Origin of the sequence: Mucilaginibacter metallidurans, assembly GCF_003286435.2 — a bacterium.
GTDB lineage: Bacteria > Bacteroidota > Bacteroidia > Sphingobacteriales > Sphingobacteriaceae > Mucilaginibacter > Mucilaginibacter gossypii.
Genome location: NZ_CP043449.1, coordinates 6,188,356 through 6,203,516, shown reverse-complemented (window position 1 = coordinate 6,203,516; position 15,161 = coordinate 6,188,356). Strand labels below are relative to the sequence as shown.

The window sequence follows — 15,161 nt, the reverse complement described above, 5'->3', positions numbered from 1 at the left end:
GTTTTAAAGTTTGTGTGAGACACGTAAACAGTGACTTGACTATTTTGATATCCGCCGACACAGATCTACCCGCGTCGGCATTACAAAAGTGGAAGGAAAAATGGGGGAGGGCACGGCAAATCCAGGTGAAGCTGCAAAAGCAGGGGGCGAAGTGCTTAGCGGTTCATCCAGCTTTTAAATTCGGGAACGCGGGCCTTGCTGATAAGTATTCTTTCGGCCGGTTCCGGCTTTACTTTGATAGAGAATCGGCCGTTGAAATAGAAATCTACCTCGGTTATAGCATCGCGATTAATAATAAATTGGCGGTTGGCGCGGAAAAACTGCCGCGGATCAAGCTGCAGTTCCAACTGTTCCATGGTGAACTCCATAATGTATTGACGGGCATCTGAAGTATGCGCATAAACAATTTCGTTAGTGGTATAAAACCAGGCTATTTTAAGAGCTTCAACCGGGATCAGTTTTTCACGAAAATGGATGAGGAACGATTTTTTATAGGAACGAGTAAGATGGCTAATCTGCTGAAGCAGTGCTTCAACTGCCCAAGCAGGAGCTTCATCCCGGTTCGATGCAAAGAAATCATTATGTTTTTGCAATGCGCGGGCTATTTCCTGCTCATCAAATGGCTTTAGGATATAATCGATGCCGTTGTTTTTAAACGCAGGAAGCGCATAGTCATTATAAGCAGTAACAAAAATTACAGGTTTGGTAATAGCCACCTGCTTAAAAATATCGAAAGATATGCCGTCGGCCAGGCGGATATCCATAAATATGAGGTCATAACTATTTGCCTGATCACTGAACCAGGTCACACTTTCTGCTACTGATGGGAGTGTGGTAGCTATCGCTATTTTATCATTTATTGCAGTTAATAAACGGGCGAGGTTGCGGGCTGTTGCCGCTTCGTCTTCAACTATAACTACACGTAGAGGTCTCATACTTTCAAGGGCAATTTAACAATAAACCGGCCGGCCGTTTTTATGATCTCTATCTCCCGGCCTGTCATGATCCTGAAACGTTCGTTCAGGTTGGCCAGCCCTATGCCGTTACTGTTTTCGGGCGAGGAGACCTCTTGTAAATTATTACTGATAACGAGCAGGTCGCCATCCATATTAATGCTAACTGTTAGTGGTTTTGTAACGGTTGCCGCATTATGTTTTACGGCGTTTTCAAGCAGGGGTTGCAAGGAGAGGTGAGGGAGTTCATTATTGAGCCGGGCACTATCAACATTGATATCAAGCTTAAAGGCATTTTCCAGGCGCAGGGTTATAAGCTGTGCAAATGACCGGAGCATTGTCAACTCATCCTGCAGCGTTACGAGGTTTGTTTTTCCCTTAATAAGCGCATAACGAAAAACGGTGGATAATTCTTTTACATATTGCTGTGCTAATGCCGGGTTTTCGCCAATTACTCCCGATAAGCTACTTAATGAATTGAACAGGAAATGCGGGTTCATTTGTTCTTTAAGCAGTTCAAGTTCGGCCTGCATCCGCGCGTTTTTTAGCAGTTGGTTTTCTGTTTCCCTCATCCTTGCTTCGCGCAGCAATAAAATTATTTTTATAACGATGCTAATCAGTATGATGCTTAGGGCAAAGCGGGTAAAATACCCAAGTGCAAGGCCGCCCGGAACACTTTGATAAACAAATAAAACGCGTTGTAAAATGACCCCGACGACAATGGATGGCACCACAATAATAATATTGGCCAGCACATACATTACATGCTTTTTTTGATTGCGGTATACAGAAAGCGCACCACCTTCCTTTAAATTCAAATAAAACATCAAAAAACAGAAAACGATGTTATACAGAAGCTGGAAGCTCCATTCGCCCAGGTTGAAATGCCAGTAGCGGGCTATGATGCCGTTTTCGCGCAGGGCCAGCAGTTTGCCCGAATTCATCATGAGTCCGACGAGCAGCGAGCTATACCAGCAAATGCGTTTTTCGGTTTTATCCATCAGGCAAAGCTAATTTAATATTTATTGGTGATACTCATATAGCAGGGCGAAGCTGAAATATCAGGAGGTGAAGCATCAAAACGACATGTTTTGTAGTCTCAACTTCCTTTTTTTCTAATTCAACGATTATTTGCACCCGCCCAACTAATTGTTACATTTATTATAAAGGATTGTAGTTTTCTTTGCATTGCAAACCGAATGGCTATGAAAACTAACAGAAAACCCTTGTATCAACGAAAAGCGTTCCTTATCATCCTGATTTTATTTGCAGGCTTTTTGTGCATCCAGTTTGTGCGCCCGGATGTTCCTAACCCGCCGGTAACGGGCGACCTGCAAGCCCCGGCAGATGTTAAGGCTATTATTCAACGTGCCTGTTATGATTGCCATTCAAACAACACCAATTTACGCTGGTACGATAAAATAGTTCCCATTTACTGGGGGGTGGCATCCCATATCAAACAGGGCAGGGCCGACCTTAATTTTTCCGAATGGAATAGGCTCGCGCCGGCAGATCAGAAAGGCAAACTCTGGGAGTCGGTAAATCAAATAATAGCCGGAGCAATGCCTTTGCCGGGTTATACCGCTGTTCATACCGGCGCAAAAGTATCTGCAGCCGATCTTGCTGTTTTGAAGAACTATCTTGCTTCAATGGTTCACAGCAAGCCTGCCGATACGGCGGTTATCAATGCCGCCGACAGGCAATATCAGTATTGGCAAAAAAACAGAACAGCAGTAAGCAAATTGCCAATAGCGGCCAACGGCATCTCATACATCCCCGATTATAAAAACTGGCAGCCCATCAGTACAACTGAACGATTTGATAATAACACCCTTCGCGTAATCTTCGGTAATGATATTGCCGTGAAAGCTATCAAAGAAAACAAGATCCACCCATGGCCAAACGGCACCATATTTGCCAAAGTGGCTTGGGCACAACTACAGGATAAAGATGGGACCACTCATACCGGCGAGTTTAAACAAGTGGAGTACATGATAAAAGACGATAAAAAATATGCATCTACCTATGGCTGGGGATGGGCGAGGTTTAAGACCCCGAAGATGGTGCCGTACGGCGGTTCAAATGTCATGTTTACCACAGAATGTATGAATTGCCACAAGCCGATGGCTGCCGAAGATTTTGTATTTACCCAACCAATTAAACACTAAACCCATGAAAGCATTATATAGTTTATTCGCTGTATGCAGCTTAACATTTGCGGCCTGCTCCGATAACAAACCGGTTGAATTGTACAACACCAAAGCTGCGTTGCCATCATCCCCGAAATATAACCTCGATGGTTTGAAGGTAATCACTTCATTTGTTAATAAGACCAAAGGAACAGCCTCAACACTTTACGGGAATGACCTGGCTTTGAAATCGGCAATTGATGGAAACAAAACAGTTGGCGCTAATGAAGTATTTACATTAGTAACCTGGAAGCAACAGGATGACGATCATTGGTTTGGCGCAAAGATCCCATCAAATGTTGAATCGGTGGAAGTGATTAAAACTACATCGTCTGGTAATAGCGTCGCTGTTAATTATCAACAACTTAATGGCAAGTCTCTCGACTTAAAAGCAGATACTTCGGGCCAGTCTGAAAGGATTAAATATATCCTTGGGCAAAAGCCTTCTGTTTTGCCGTAGCAATAGAATGAGCTTTTTACAGTTTTGGGGCCGTGCGATTCCCCTCTTGAGAGGAGTGGAGGGAGTGTGTTTCTGTTTTGATAAGTCTATCGCAAAGACACACCCCTGCTACCGCTCATCCCCTCCGCGCTCCCTCTCAAAAGGGGATTTAAAAAAAGCCTTGAGCCTTATGCTTTTAGCTTTAAGCTATATCTATTTCTGTACGATCACCATCCACCGGAGGCACATCAAGTGTTTTTACCGGTTCTAACCCGGAGGCATATCCAAACAGGCGGCGTTCTTTGATTATGGTAGCAACTTCGGGCGGCACAAACTCTTCCCAGCCATCGGCGCCCAGTTTTATCAGCTCAAGCACATTGTCGGTTTCAACGTTGAGGTTGTTTTCGTTATAATGCCTGATGTCTTCTATCTTATTGTTGGCTATCAGGTAGCGGTACAGGTCAATCAGGTGTGGCGGCAGGTAAAAACGCAGGCAATTCCAGATCACGCCATCGCGCAGGGTAGGGTATATAAACAATTTTACCTTACGACTGAACAACGTGGCGAACGATTCCAAGATGCCACCCGGCAAATCTTTATAATGTTCTTCCGAGAAAATGTACTCCAGGTTAGGGAAACCAAGGACCACGCCCATTTTAAGTTTGGTGATCTTTGAAAGATAGGCCACCAGTTTATAATACTCGTGAAAATTAGAGATCATCACCGTTTGGCCCAGTGAGCCGAGGATGTCTACCCGATCGAGAAAGTCCTTCTCGTCTATATCGGCATTGATATCGGCGTTACGTTCTTTCAGGGCCTGGAGGGTAAGCTCGGTAACAACAACAACGTTTTCCTTATCAACATCCGATTCCTGTAAAAACTGTTTAACACCGGTGTTCAGCATATCCATATGCACGTTGATAACCGGGCGAAAACGGCCGCGCACCATTACGATATGCTTTTTGTATAAAACTTCAGATGGTTGCAGGTTTTTACCGTCGGGCCCAAATAGCGCCGCATCCGAAAAGCCGTATTTTACCAGGTGAAGGCTCATGAGCCGGTTATCAACTTTGGTAAAGTTTGGTCCTTCAAAGCGGATCATGTCTATCTGGATCCTGTCGCGCGAGAGGTTATCCATCAGCGAAAGCAGGAATACCGGTGGAATCTCATTATAATAAAAGCAGGCATACATCAGGTTTACACCCAATATCCCCACAGCCTGCTGTTGCAGGTTATTATCGTTATCCAGCAGCTTAACATGGATCACCACATCATTGTACTGCCCGTTCGGCTCCAGCTGAAAGCGTACGCCCATCCAACCGTGGCCTTCATTTGTTTTGTTGTAATTGAGGGCCGATATGGTATCCGCGAAAGCAAAAAAAGTTGAAGTGTCACCACGCTGCGTACCAAGGCGTTCAATGATCAGGCCATATTCATGACCAAGCATGGCCATCAGCCGCGGTTCGCTTACATAACGGCGGGTTTGTTGTACCCCATAAATGGCATCTGAAAAAAGCATGTCATAGGCCGACATGGTTTTGGCTATGGTGCCGGATGATGCCCCGGCTTTAAAAAAGTTTGCTGCTACGTCCTGTCCGGCACCTATTTCGGCAAATGAGCCATAAATTTCGGGGTTAAGATTAATGGCCAGCGCTTTTTGTTTGGTCCCAATATCTTTATTGTGAATGGCATTCATACCCATTAAATTATTATAGTTTACTGTTACCAGTAGTATAACCTTGCTAAGAAGGTCTAAAATTACACTTTTTTAAGCGAAGGCGTGTTAAGAATGTATTACAAAATAAGCAATCGGCCCGTTTTATTACGTTCAGAAAATAAATTAATGTGTTTTTGACAGATATTTTGGCTTGATACTGAGGGCCATCAGGTAAAGGTTCCAGTAAAAAATAAAACAAAAAACTTGCGTAGTTAAATGGCTACATTTATATTTGTAGTCAAATAACTACACGATGAATTTAAGACGAGATGTATTTCAAGCCATAGCCGACCCAACCCGAAGGGCCATCCTTTTACTGGTTGCCACACAAGCGATGACCGCTGGTGTAATTGCGTCAAACTTTGACACCGCCCGGCCCACTGTTTCCAAACACCTGCAAATACTTACCGAGTGCGAGTTGCTTAAACAGGAGCAAAACGGCAGGGAGATTTATTATCATATCAATGCAGAAAAAATGAAAGATGTGGCCGATTTTATTGAACCGTTCCGCGCAATGTGGGAAGAGCGTTTCAACAAGTTAGAAGACATTATGAAAAACTACAAAGGCAAATAACATGGAAAAGAAAACAAAAATTGATGCCGAAAACGGCAAACAGGACTTAACCATAACAAGAGTATTTGAACTGCCTGTCGAACTGCTTTTTAAAGCCTATATAGAGCCCGAAATTGTTGAGCAATGGATGGGAACAAAGGTTTTGAAGCTGGAAAACAAAAAGCACGGCAGCTGGCAGTTTGAAACAAAAGACCCGCATGGCAATGTAGTTTTCAAAGCCAACGGAACTATTCATGAGTTTATTCCTGGTCAAAAGATCACCCGTACGTTTGAAATGGATAACGCGCCTTTTGATGTGCAACTCGAGTTCCTGGAGTTTGAAAAACTTACCGACGATACCAGCAAGCTCAATATGCATGTGGTTTACCGAACACCCGAACTGAGGGACCAAATGCTTAAGCTGCCTTTTGCCTATGGTATAAATATGGCCCATAACCGCCTGCAGGAAGCAGTAAACAAATTGAAATAGCACATATCATGAAACGGAATAAAATTATCTATTGGATAGCTACCATCTGGCTTGCTTTAGGGATGATATCAACAGGAATGGTACAGTTATTAAAAGTGAAGGCCGGGGCAGGAGGGGCCGACAGTTTGGCGCATTTAGGCTATCCGGGTTATGTTTTGACTATATTGGGCATTTGGAAAGTTTTGGGCGTTATAGCAGTATTGATTCCTAAATTTCCGGTGGTAAAGGAATGGGCGTACGCGGGTTTTTTCTTTGCTATGTCGGGCGCGATTTTTTCGCATATTGCAGCGGGGAATGCTATAGCTGAGATATTTCCCGCGCTGCTATTACTGGTACTTACTGTAATATCATGGTATTTCAGACCCGCCGAAAGAAAAGTAATTTCGGGAAACCAATAAATGAACGATATGAACCCCAAAGTTGATTTTTATTTTAATAAAGCCGGGAAGTGGCAGGAAGAAGTAGAGCAATTGAGATCGGTTGTTCTTGATTGCGGATTGACCGAAGAATTAAAATGGGGCTGTCCCTGTTATACCTTTCGGGAAAGCAACATCGTTTTGATCCATGTATTTAAAGAATATTGCGCGCTTTTATTTTTCAAGGGAGCTTTATTAAGTGATACCCATAACATCCTTATTCAGCAAACCGAAAACGTACAAGCCGCGCGGCAAATCAGGTTTACCAATGCCGAGGAAATAGCCGGGCAAAGGAGTATCCTGAAAGCCTATATTTATGAAGCCATTGAGGTGGAAAAGGCAGGACTAAAAGTAAATTTAAAGCAGACGGAAGATTTTGCCGTCGCTCACGAGTTTCAACAAAAATTAAATACCATACCCGCCCTTAAAACCGCGTTTGAAGCATTAACACCCGGACGGCAAAAAGCATATCTCCTTCATTTTTCCCAACCTAAACAGGCCTCAACCCGCGAGGCAAGAGTTGAAAAATGGATGCCACAAATCCTTAACGGTAAAGGATTGAATGATTTGTAATGCAGCCCGTTTTGAAGAATAAAAAGCGGAGGGCCTGTGCGATTCCCCTCTTGAGAGGGTGTGGAGGGGGGCTCTGCTTTTGATAAATCCGCCGCATAAACACACCCCTGCTATCACTCACTCCATCGCGCCCCCTCTCAAGAGGGGAATTGAAAAATTACCTAAAAACCAATAAACCATAACCTGCAATAAATATGAAGCTATCACCAGAACAACAGAAAGAACTTATCGGCATACTAAAAACCCGTTTTGAGAAAAACATGAACCGTCACACCGGCATAGAATGGGCCGGGGTACAGGCCAAGCTGGAAGCCGATACCGAAAAACTATCGTCACTTAATGAAATGGAAATAACCGGCGGAGAACCCGATGTTGTTGCTTACGATAAAAATACGGGCGAATATATTTTTTTCGACTGTGCTGCAGAAAGTCCCAAAGGCCGCAGAAGTGTTTGCTACGATCATGAAGCGCTGGAAGCCAGAAAAGAACACAAGCCCGGAAACAGCGCTGTTGAAATGGCGAAGGATATGGGCATTGAACTTTTAAATGAAGAACAATACCGCGAATTGCAAAAGCTTGGAAGGTTTGATACTAAAACCTCAAGCTGGATCAAAACACCGGCCGATATCAGGAAGCTCGGCGGGGCCATCTTCGCCGATTTTCGTTATGGTACCATATTTATTTACCACAATGGGGCGGAGTCATATTATGCTGCCAGAGGGTTTAGGGGGGCGTTGAGGATTTGAGTTTTTCTTTTGTACAGTCGCTTGAGTTGGGAAGTTAAATATAAGAGGTCATGTACTTACTCTAAAAACGGTTTAACCTCTACCCATTCTTTATCCTGTTTTATTTCAAATGAAAACCCACGCTTTACATCGGGCGCTTTTGTTTTTTTCTGAAGATATTCGTTTGCTTTCTCGGGATGATCAATATAAGCATAAACATCTAAGAAGGAATCGTTATAGACATGACCAATGTAATGCAAGGTTACTACTTTACCCGTTTCATTGATTAATTCGTCCTCAAGCGTATTAGCAACGTCTATTTCTGACTCAAGCGGTAGTCCATTTTTCATAACACTATCATGCTTAAGCGCAACGTGAATTTGCAGGCACCACGGATAGCTTTTCTTTTGGCCGTAATTTTTATAGGCAGTGTTAACAGATCCAATAACAGGCCTCCCGTCTGGTAATTTTGCTTCAATAACCGAAAAACTTTCGGGAGGGAAAATGGCATGCTTGTTCTGGGCCTTACAACCCAATATTAGCAATTGTAGCAAAACAACTATGATAAGGCGCAAGAAATGTAGCATGGATAAGGTTAGTATTATGCGATGCTAAAATAGATATTCAATGTGGCTAAAACAAGTGGTATTGGGTTCCCGACGCATTATATGGTTTAAGTTCACTGGTTGACTTTATGGTATAGGGAGGCTTTATTTTTATCTGGCGGAGTCTCCGTGTAATGCTTCAGATTTCAAGCAGGATGCTTGCTTTATTGGGGGAACGAAGTTACGCTGGCGCTAAACTTCGACCAGTAGGGGGGCTTTGAGGGCATTAGCTATAATGGATGCCGGCGAGATCTAAATGATTGGCCTTATCTATATCTTATATCTTAATCTTCCGGTGTTAAAATCAGGGGGGCGGGTAGGTGTAAATAAAGTAAATGGCCGTGATTTAACATTTGGATTAAAAAGATTTTCGCCCAGGCTTTTTACGTCTTGTTCTGTAAGCATATTGGGTTTGCCTTCCCATTGCCAGCAACGCCGGTTTTTAAAATCAATATGAAAGCTACCCAAATAATAGTTTTCAAAATTCTGCCCCAGGTTAAGTATGTAATCATCTGTTTTAAACAGGTGCCTCATCGGCTCAAGAGCCAAAGTTGCTTTATAAGCATCGTCATTTAAATCTTTATAAAAATAAAGTTTCTCAATAGTTCCAGACTTAAGATTGGGCGGCTCTTTGGATTGCAATAAAAAAGGACTTATATAAATTTCTTGTTCCCCTGTTTCTGTTTCAATAGTGATAGTTGAAGAATTGAGCATTTAGTCAGATGTTAATAGGTCAATCCTAATATAACAGTTTTGATGAGTACAATCAATGCGATGCTGTTTACAATAACATTGCCGGCGACATGGGCAAGGTTAATCGAAATTATTAAGGAGTTTTAGTTTGAAGGGTTAATGTGAATCGGTGCGAGATTTCCAGCACCCGCACATTTTTTAATTAAAATTTACTTAAGCCAAACAAAACGGGAAACAAATTGTAGTATGCTGAAATTGAATTAAACTCTGAGGCATTTATTTAATTAAAACGCGGTTCTTGCTGACAGTTGGTTAAAAAGTTGTCTCGTTGTTCAGCTTAACATATTCTGCCTTATATGAAATTAAACCAACTTACTTTTACCAGGTTTCTTGCAGCGGTCGCTATTGTTGTATATCACGCCAAGAGTGATATTTGGCCATTTAATTTGCCGGTTTTACATAATGTTTTCAGCAAGGCAAATGTTGGCGTGAGTTACTTTTTTATATTATCCGGATTTGTAATGATCATTGCCTATGGCCAGCAAAAAGCCGTTAAAGTTAAGCCGGGGAATTATTATTTGAACAGAATAGCCAGGATATATCCGGTATATCTTTTTGCGCTTATATTGGCAGCGCTCAGGTTATTGATCATTGATACGCTACCTGTGAAGGAATTTATATTACAGCTGTTTGCTATTCAATCATGGTTCCCTGGTTATATCAGTAAGGTTAACGCCCCGGGCTGGTCATTATCCGTTGAGGCTTTGTTTTATGTAGCGTTTCCATTGCTTTTCAATTATTACTATAGTAGATTCTCGTTTAAGTCTGTCGCCATATTGGTTTCGTGTTTATGGCTTACAACTCAGGTGCTACTAAACTTTCTTTACCGGTCACCATATTATGCAGCTCCGCCATCTACCATTCATGACCTATTATTCTATTTTCCATTAATGCATATTAATGAATTTATGATTGGCAATATTCTCGGGTTTGTTTATTTAAAGTCGGCAAAAAGACAGGCGAACTATGACTTGCACATTACATTTATTGTTATTGCTTTATTAGTCGTATTATCCGTTAATAATTACTTAAGCTTTCATGATGGGTTAATGGCCGTATTGTTTGCTCCCCTCATTTTATTATTGGCCTTAAATAACGGAAAAATCACAAAGGTTTTCTCAAACAAATACTTGATACTGTTGGGCGAAGCAAGCTATAGTATGTACATCCTTCAACATCCAATAAAATCTTTCCTTAGCTTTTTCTTCAAAAAAATACGGGTTGTAAATCCCGAACTACAATTTTATACCTTTTTGGTTGCGCTTATTTGTATTTCTATTGCCTGTTATTTTTTCATTGAAATTCCAGCAAAAGACTGGATAAAAGGCTGGAAAGACCGGAAGCGTTTAAAATTACAAGCAGTAGATGATTCTGTAAATTTCTAATTATCAATTACGGCATATAAGCATTTGTTAAATAAAAAAAAGCATATCCAATCTGTAAGACTACTGTGCAGATATGCTTTTTTTGTTGTTTTCAAGTCGGGATTAGGAGACGATTACCCCGGCATTTATATCTATAATATTCAGGACGGGAGCCGTATAGGGCACATATATTGTGCTTCTGTTTAATGGCCTTTGATACTTATTTATGCTATAGTTGATAATCAATGAACTTGTTATAAAACATAATGAATGTCTGTTACAACCATGTAAGCAACCGAAAGCGCGACCCGGGGAAAAGCCAAGGCCCTTTAGATTTGCTTTGTGATTATTATTGAAAGTATCTTGCTGACAAAGAATAGGGTGAACCAAGTCAAGGCCCAGGCTAAAGACCTATGGCCCGTATTAGTCCCTGTTTCGAGTCACAAGTCGATGTCAATGACAAGTTAGAATTTTAGACACCAGGTCTTATAAAGGTTTTAGTCTGAGTACATCACATTAATTTATTTAGTATGAAATACAAAGTATTTATCGGCATCGATGTATCAAAGCTTACTATTGATGTCCACCTGCACGGAATCGGTGCCTCCAAAACATTCAGTAACGAGGAAAAAGGATTTGCTTTATTTTTAAGTTGGGTAAAAAAGCATAGTAAACAATCGGAACCGGCGGAGATGATCATATGCTTCGAGCATACCGGTATGTATTCAATTAAACTTGCCACTTATCTAAATGATATTGGAATCCCATTCGCCATGCTTCCTGCGCTTCAGATTAAACAATCTATAGGGATCAGAAGAGGAAAGAATGACCAGATCGATGCACAAAGAATCGCTGAATATGCTTGGCTACACCGCGAAACCATTCAGGCAACTCTATTACCAGCTAAAAGTATTCTCAAACTTCAGTCGCTGCTTACATTACGAAATCGCTTGGTATGTGATCGTGGAGGGTATGAAGCCACATGGAAAGAACAGAAAAAGGCATTGGAAGGAAAAGAGCACAAGGGGATATTTCAAGTTTATAAAAGCCTGATAATGAACCTAACGGTTCAAGTTAAAAAGATTGAAGAACAAATAAAGGCGGTTATAGAAAGTGATGAAGCAGTTAAATTAAACTATCAATTACTGACCAGTATTAAGTGTGTAGGACCTGTACTGGCCGCAAATATGATTGCTTATACGCACAACTTTACCCGTTTTGCTACCTGGCGAAAGTTCGCCTGCTATGTGGGAACTGCTCCTTTTGAACACCAATCTGGCACGAGTATAAAAGGAAGAACACGAGTCAGTAGTTTATCCAACAAGCAACTAAAAAAATTAATCCACATGGTGGCTATATGTGCTTGCGCATATAATCCAGAGATGAAAAGCTATTATAAAAGAAGAGTGAGCGAGGGGAAAAATAAGATGAGTACACTAAATGTTATACGCAACAAGATCATTTCCAGAATGTTTGCTGTTGTCAATCGCGGCTCGGGCTATGTAGATCTGATGAAATATGCAGCTTAGGGCTTATCATCTTAACTCTTAAACAACTCCCCTTATTTTGGACGGGTTCTGTCAAGGGCAGCGAAGGGCGGGCTTGTGCGGCTGCGCTGTTTATGTACCCTTGACGGGTTCCGGCCAAAATGAGAATTTTGTTGTCGAGTTAAGATGAAGAAATATTATTTGGAAAAGTCTTAGAATACGGGCGGGGCCGCTGAAGACGAACAAATCCGCCCGCTTGTATAGCCTTTATTTTTTATCCCGGCGGTGGGCTAAACTCGCGGAATTGGTGAATAGGGAAAGAACAATGGCGCCCTGCCGGTCTAAACTATGTGGTTCGCATTTTAGCAATCTTGCAAGCAGGCAGGCGAACTATTAGTCGGCGGAAATAGGTTGAACAGCCATTGTGCAAAAACAGGATTGATATCCTGCTGTCAGAATTTAGCACCCAATGTAACATAACATGATCTTCCGTCGCCGGGTAATATACCATTGCCAAGGTAAACGAGCGTTTCTGTTCGGCGGGTAAAGTATTTATTATCTGTCAGGTTATTGATACCGATCCTGATGTTGTACTTGTCGGAAAACTTATAGCCCAGGGCAAAATCGGCCACGCGATATCGTGGGACATAACCTATATTGGGACTTGTTTTGGTAGCAGCTGTATTATTCGCATCCGACCATGATCCGCCAACATATGAATAATAAAAGGTAGCGGAGAGGTTATGTACAGAGCCATTTATGCCCGAGCGGCTAACAAATTGAGGAACGTCTTCCAACGTTTTTCCAGTCAGATCAACCACGCCTGTTTTGCCATTCAAATACCTGGCGTGATTATAAGCGTAAGAAGAAAATATGGAAAGATCATTGTTAGTGTCCTCGGTATTGAAATTAAGCAGGTGAACCTCAACAAAAGCTTCCACTCCCCTGGTGAGCGCATTGCCTGCATTGGTAGTGTAGGTGTACGGTTTTCCGTTGCCATCAGTCAGCGTTATATTTCCTATCCTGTTGTTATACTTCAGTTCAAATGCGCTTAGATCAAAGTTCAATATCTTTTTAACCTTTCCCCTAATGCCAATATCTGCATTATGGCCGCTCGCGTCTTTCAAATTCGGGTCGATCACCGCTGTGCTCGATCCGATGATAAGATTTGCATAAAGAATAGGTCTGTATGCCTGCGAGTAATTGCCATAAATATTAATGCTTTCAGTGATCTTATACTGCGCACCGATTCCACCCAGCACGATGTTCCTGGAGGTTGAAAGCGATACGGGGTTAAAATTTTTATATACTTTATATTCCGTTCCGTTTAAAGTTGATTTGAGGTTATCATACCTGATGCCGGGGGTAACGGATAGCCTATCGGTGATGCGGAAAAGGTTTTCAAGAAACGCCCCGTAGTTTATTGTTTTAAAGAGCAGGGCGATACCGTAATTGCCGGTTTGAGTAAGGTCAAAATTAGTTCCTGTACTTCCTTCCCCGTTTTGTTTTCTGTTGGTAGCAGCGTTGGAATATTTTAAGCCGCCCGATAGGGCACTCTCATGGCCGAACAGATCGTACTTTTTTATCATTCTTGCATCAACAGTATAGCTGTTGTAAAAGTCCCGGTTTATCTCTCTTGGCGCGTAGGAGCCTGTAGTTTTGCTGATGGTATCTGCATTGGTGGCTAAACTCGGGCTGGCAATAACCATGTTCCTTTGCCCGAACAAGGTATAGGCTTTTATATTCAATAATGTTTTACTATTGATGGCGTAATTAAAAAGCAAAGCGGGCAGGTTAAGTATCGGGTTAAAATAATTTCTGCTCCTGGTTGACTGGCGCGGATTGGCAGCAAACATCGCGTCGGTAAGCCCGCCAGCAAATTTCTGCACATAGTTTTCTCTTGAATATTCGAGACCAATATCCATTTTATCTGTTAGCTTATAGTGCAAACTTGCGTAAGCATTCAGGAAATTATAGTCGGAGTTAAGGCGCCATCCATCGCTGCTACGGTAATTAAAGAAAGCATAATAAGTGAACTTGCCTTTTTTCCCACCTACCGAAACAAAGGAATTCGAGGTATTGAACGAGCCATACGTTTGTTCGGTTTCAATGCTTAATAACTTCGTGGTATCGGGTTGTTTAATTACATAATTGAGCATTCCTCCAAATTGAGGGCCATATTGAAGAGCGGCTGATCCCCTGATGATCTCAATTTGCTGTACGGCTTCCAATGGCGGGTTATACATCGCCTCGGGATAACCATACAGATCGTTGTTAACATTGTAGCCATTCTGGTTCACATTGAACTCCCATGATCTGTGCGGACTTAATCCTCTTGCCGCTACACTGGTTTGGGTGCCCGAACCATCCAACTCCCACGACGTGATACCCGGTACTTTTGCAAACATATCGCGGGCTTTATTTTGTGCGATATCCGCATTGACGCTGTCAACCAAAACAACTTCATTTTTTTTGCCCGAATAAATATTTGTTCCGCCGATCTCGGGTAACGCTTTGATGCTTCCTACGCCTCTTTCGCCTTGTACTTCAACAGCAGATATCTTAATAACGCCGGCCTGAAGCGTATAGGAAAATTCAGTAGTGTCATTGTTTTTTACGAGTATATGTTGTTTAACAGATTTATAGCCGATGTGCGAAATAATGACCTGGTAGTTTCCGGCAGGAATATTATTGATGCTGTATTGGCCTTTATTATTTGTGGTGGCGCTGAAATTTGTTTTGTAAAGAATAATATTCACCAGCTCCAACGGGGCTTTTGAATTGTCGGTGATGCTACCTTTAATATTACCGGTTGATTGGGAAAAAGCCTGGGTAAGCATTAAGAAAAGGAGAAAGGTAAGGAAAGCTTTTTTCATAGAATGATCGTGTTTTTGACA

General features: G+C 42.0%; 15 protein-coding genes. 9 read left to right on the top strand and 6 right to left on the bottom strand.

Going from position 1 to position 15,161, the window contains the following annotated elements:
• Positions 1 to 155: 155 nt before the first annotated feature.
• Positions 156 to 935, bottom strand: coding sequence for a LytR/AlgR family response regulator transcription factor (locus tag DIU38_RS26590; RefSeq protein ID WP_112653110.1), 780 nt, complete (start codon positions 933 to 935; stop codon positions 156 to 158).
• Entirely contained in the window at positions 932 to 1,954 is a 1,023-nt protein-coding gene (locus DIU38_RS26585; protein WP_112653109.1) for a sensor histidine kinase, read from the bottom strand. The genes DIU38_RS26590 and DIU38_RS26585 overlap by 4 nt, the downstream gene beginning before the upstream one ends.
• A gap of 204 nt (positions 1,955 to 2,158) precedes the next feature.
• Between DIU38_RS26585 and DIU38_RS26580 the strand changes: the two genes are divergently transcribed.
• Positions 2,159 to 3,121, top strand: coding sequence for a heme-binding domain-containing protein (locus tag DIU38_RS26580; protein ID WP_112653108.1), 963 nt, complete (start codon positions 2,159 to 2,161; stop codon positions 3,119 to 3,121).
• Positions 3,122 to 3,125: 4 nt separating this feature from the next.
• Complete coding sequence (locus DIU38_RS26575) at positions 3,126 to 3,602, top strand: hypothetical protein (RefSeq protein ID WP_112653107.1); 477 nt, start codon at positions 3,126 to 3,128, stop codon at positions 3,600 to 3,602.
• A 181-nt stretch (positions 3,603 to 3,783) separates the two neighbouring features.
• Here the strand turns inward: DIU38_RS26575 and DIU38_RS26570 are convergent, their stop codons facing one another.
• On the bottom strand, positions 3,784 to 5,277 hold the full coding sequence (locus tag DIU38_RS26570) for a nicotinate-nucleotide adenylyltransferase (RefSeq protein WP_091174899.1): 1,494 nt from the start codon (positions 5,275 to 5,277) through the stop codon (positions 3,784 to 3,786).
• A 274-nt stretch (positions 5,278 to 5,551) separates the two neighbouring features.
• Here DIU38_RS26570 and DIU38_RS26565 point away from each other — a divergent pair, with 274 nt between their 5' ends.
• From DIU38_RS26565 to DIU38_RS26545, 5 genes are all read left to right on the top strand, one after another.
• The gene (locus DIU38_RS26565) at positions 5,552 to 5,872 is read left to right on the top strand and encodes an ArsR/SmtB family transcription factor (RefSeq protein ID WP_110584255.1); all 321 of its coding nucleotides are present in this window, start codon (positions 5,552 to 5,554) and stop codon (positions 5,870 to 5,872) included.
• 1 nt (position 5,873) lies between these two features.
• Positions 5,874 to 6,341 carry an SRPBCC family protein gene (locus tag DIU38_RS26560; protein ID WP_112653106.1) on the top strand — a complete coding sequence of 156 codons (468 nt, stop codon included), beginning with the start codon at positions 5,874 to 5,876 and terminating at the stop codon, positions 6,339 to 6,341.
• Between the two features lie 8 nt (positions 6,342 to 6,349).
• Positions 6,350 to 6,739, top strand: coding sequence for a DoxX family protein (locus tag DIU38_RS26555; RefSeq protein ID WP_243770652.1), 390 nt, complete (start codon positions 6,350 to 6,352; stop codon positions 6,737 to 6,739).
• Between the two features lie 9 nt (positions 6,740 to 6,748).
• Positions 6,749 to 7,330: a YdeI/OmpD-associated family protein gene (locus DIU38_RS26550; RefSeq protein ID WP_208057699.1), complete on the top strand. Its 582-nt coding sequence runs from the start codon at positions 6,749 to 6,751 to the stop codon at positions 7,328 to 7,330.
• 194 nt (positions 7,331 to 7,524) lie between these two features.
• Positions 7,525 to 8,076 carry a DUF4256 domain-containing protein gene (locus DIU38_RS26545; protein ID WP_112653103.1) on the top strand — a complete coding sequence of 184 codons (552 nt, stop codon included), beginning with the start codon at positions 7,525 to 7,527 and terminating at the stop codon, positions 8,074 to 8,076.
• A gap of 56 nt (positions 8,077 to 8,132) precedes the next feature.
• Here the strand turns inward: DIU38_RS26545 and DIU38_RS26540 are convergent, their stop codons facing one another.
• The gene (locus tag DIU38_RS26540) at positions 8,133 to 8,642 is read right to left on the bottom strand and encodes a DUF695 domain-containing protein (RefSeq protein ID WP_112653102.1); all 510 of its coding nucleotides are present in this window, start codon (positions 8,640 to 8,642) and stop codon (positions 8,133 to 8,135) included.
• Between the two features lie 288 nt (positions 8,643 to 8,930).
• Positions 8,931 to 9,374, bottom strand: a complete 444-nt coding sequence (locus DIU38_RS26535) for a hypothetical protein (RefSeq protein WP_112653101.1) — start codon at positions 9,372 to 9,374, stop codon at positions 8,931 to 8,933.
• 335 nt (positions 9,375 to 9,709) lie between these two features.
• Between DIU38_RS26535 and DIU38_RS26530 the strand changes: the two genes are divergently transcribed.
• Positions 9,710 to 10,798: an acyltransferase family protein gene (locus DIU38_RS26530; RefSeq protein WP_112653100.1), complete on the top strand. Its 1,089-nt coding sequence runs from the start codon at positions 9,710 to 9,712 to the stop codon at positions 10,796 to 10,798.
• A gap of 509 nt (positions 10,799 to 11,307) precedes the next feature.
• Entirely contained in the window at positions 11,308 to 12,306 is a 999-nt protein-coding gene (locus DIU38_RS26525; protein WP_112657431.1) for a transposase, read from the top strand.
• Between the two features lie 410 nt (positions 12,307 to 12,716).
• On the opposite strand, the gene DIU38_RS26520 is transcribed toward DIU38_RS26525, so the two are convergent.
• A complete protein-coding gene (locus DIU38_RS26520; RefSeq protein ID WP_167516289.1) occupies positions 12,717 to 15,140 on the bottom strand; it encodes a TonB-dependent receptor in 2,424 nt (807 codons plus the stop codon).
• Positions 15,141 to 15,161: the final 21 nt, after the last annotated feature.

What these genes read in the sequence shown, in the direction of transcription:
- DIU38_RS26590 (WP_112653110.1), bottom strand. Translation starts at nt 935, where the DNA reads ATGAGACCTCTACGTGTAGTTATAGTTGAAGACGAAGCGGCAACAGCC.
- DIU38_RS26585 (WP_112653109.1), bottom strand. Translation starts at nt 1,954, where the DNA reads ATGGATAAAACCGAAAAACGCATTTGCTGGTATAGCTCGCTGCTCGTC.
- DIU38_RS26580 (WP_112653108.1), top strand. Translation starts at nt 2,159, where the DNA reads ATGAAAACTAACAGAAAACCCTTGTATCAACGAAAAGCGTTCCTTATC.
- DIU38_RS26575 (WP_112653107.1), top strand. Translation starts at nt 3,126, where the DNA reads ATGAAAGCATTATATAGTTTATTCGCTGTATGCAGCTTAACATTTGCG.
- DIU38_RS26570 (WP_091174899.1), bottom strand. Translation starts at nt 5,277, where the DNA reads ATGAATGCCATTCACAATAAAGATATTGGGACCAAACAAAAAGCGCTG.
- DIU38_RS26565 (WP_110584255.1), top strand. Translation starts at nt 5,552, where the DNA reads ATGAATTTAAGACGAGATGTATTTCAAGCCATAGCCGACCCAACCCGA.
- DIU38_RS26560 (WP_112653106.1), top strand. Translation starts at nt 5,874, where the DNA reads ATGGAAAAGAAAACAAAAATTGATGCCGAAAACGGCAAACAGGACTTA.
- DIU38_RS26555 (WP_243770652.1), top strand. Translation starts at nt 6,350, where the DNA reads ATGAAACGGAATAAAATTATCTATTGGATAGCTACCATCTGGCTTGCT.
- DIU38_RS26550 (WP_208057699.1), top strand. Translation starts at nt 6,749, where the DNA reads ATGAACCCCAAAGTTGATTTTTATTTTAATAAAGCCGGGAAGTGGCAG.
- DIU38_RS26545 (WP_112653103.1), top strand. Translation starts at nt 7,525, where the DNA reads ATGAAGCTATCACCAGAACAACAGAAAGAACTTATCGGCATACTAAAA.
- DIU38_RS26540 (WP_112653102.1), bottom strand. Translation starts at nt 8,642, where the DNA reads ATGCTACATTTCTTGCGCCTTATCATAGTTGTTTTGCTACAATTGCTA.
- DIU38_RS26535 (WP_112653101.1), bottom strand. Translation starts at nt 9,374, where the DNA reads ATGCTCAATTCTTCAACTATCACTATTGAAACAGAAACAGGGGAACAA.
- DIU38_RS26530 (WP_112653100.1), top strand. Translation starts at nt 9,710, where the DNA reads ATGAAATTAAACCAACTTACTTTTACCAGGTTTCTTGCAGCGGTCGCT.
- DIU38_RS26525 (WP_112657431.1), top strand. Translation starts at nt 11,308, where the DNA reads ATGAAATACAAAGTATTTATCGGCATCGATGTATCAAAGCTTACTATT.
- DIU38_RS26520 (WP_167516289.1), bottom strand. Translation starts at nt 15,140, where the DNA reads ATGAAAAAAGCTTTCCTTACCTTTCTCCTTTTCTTAATGCTTACCCAG.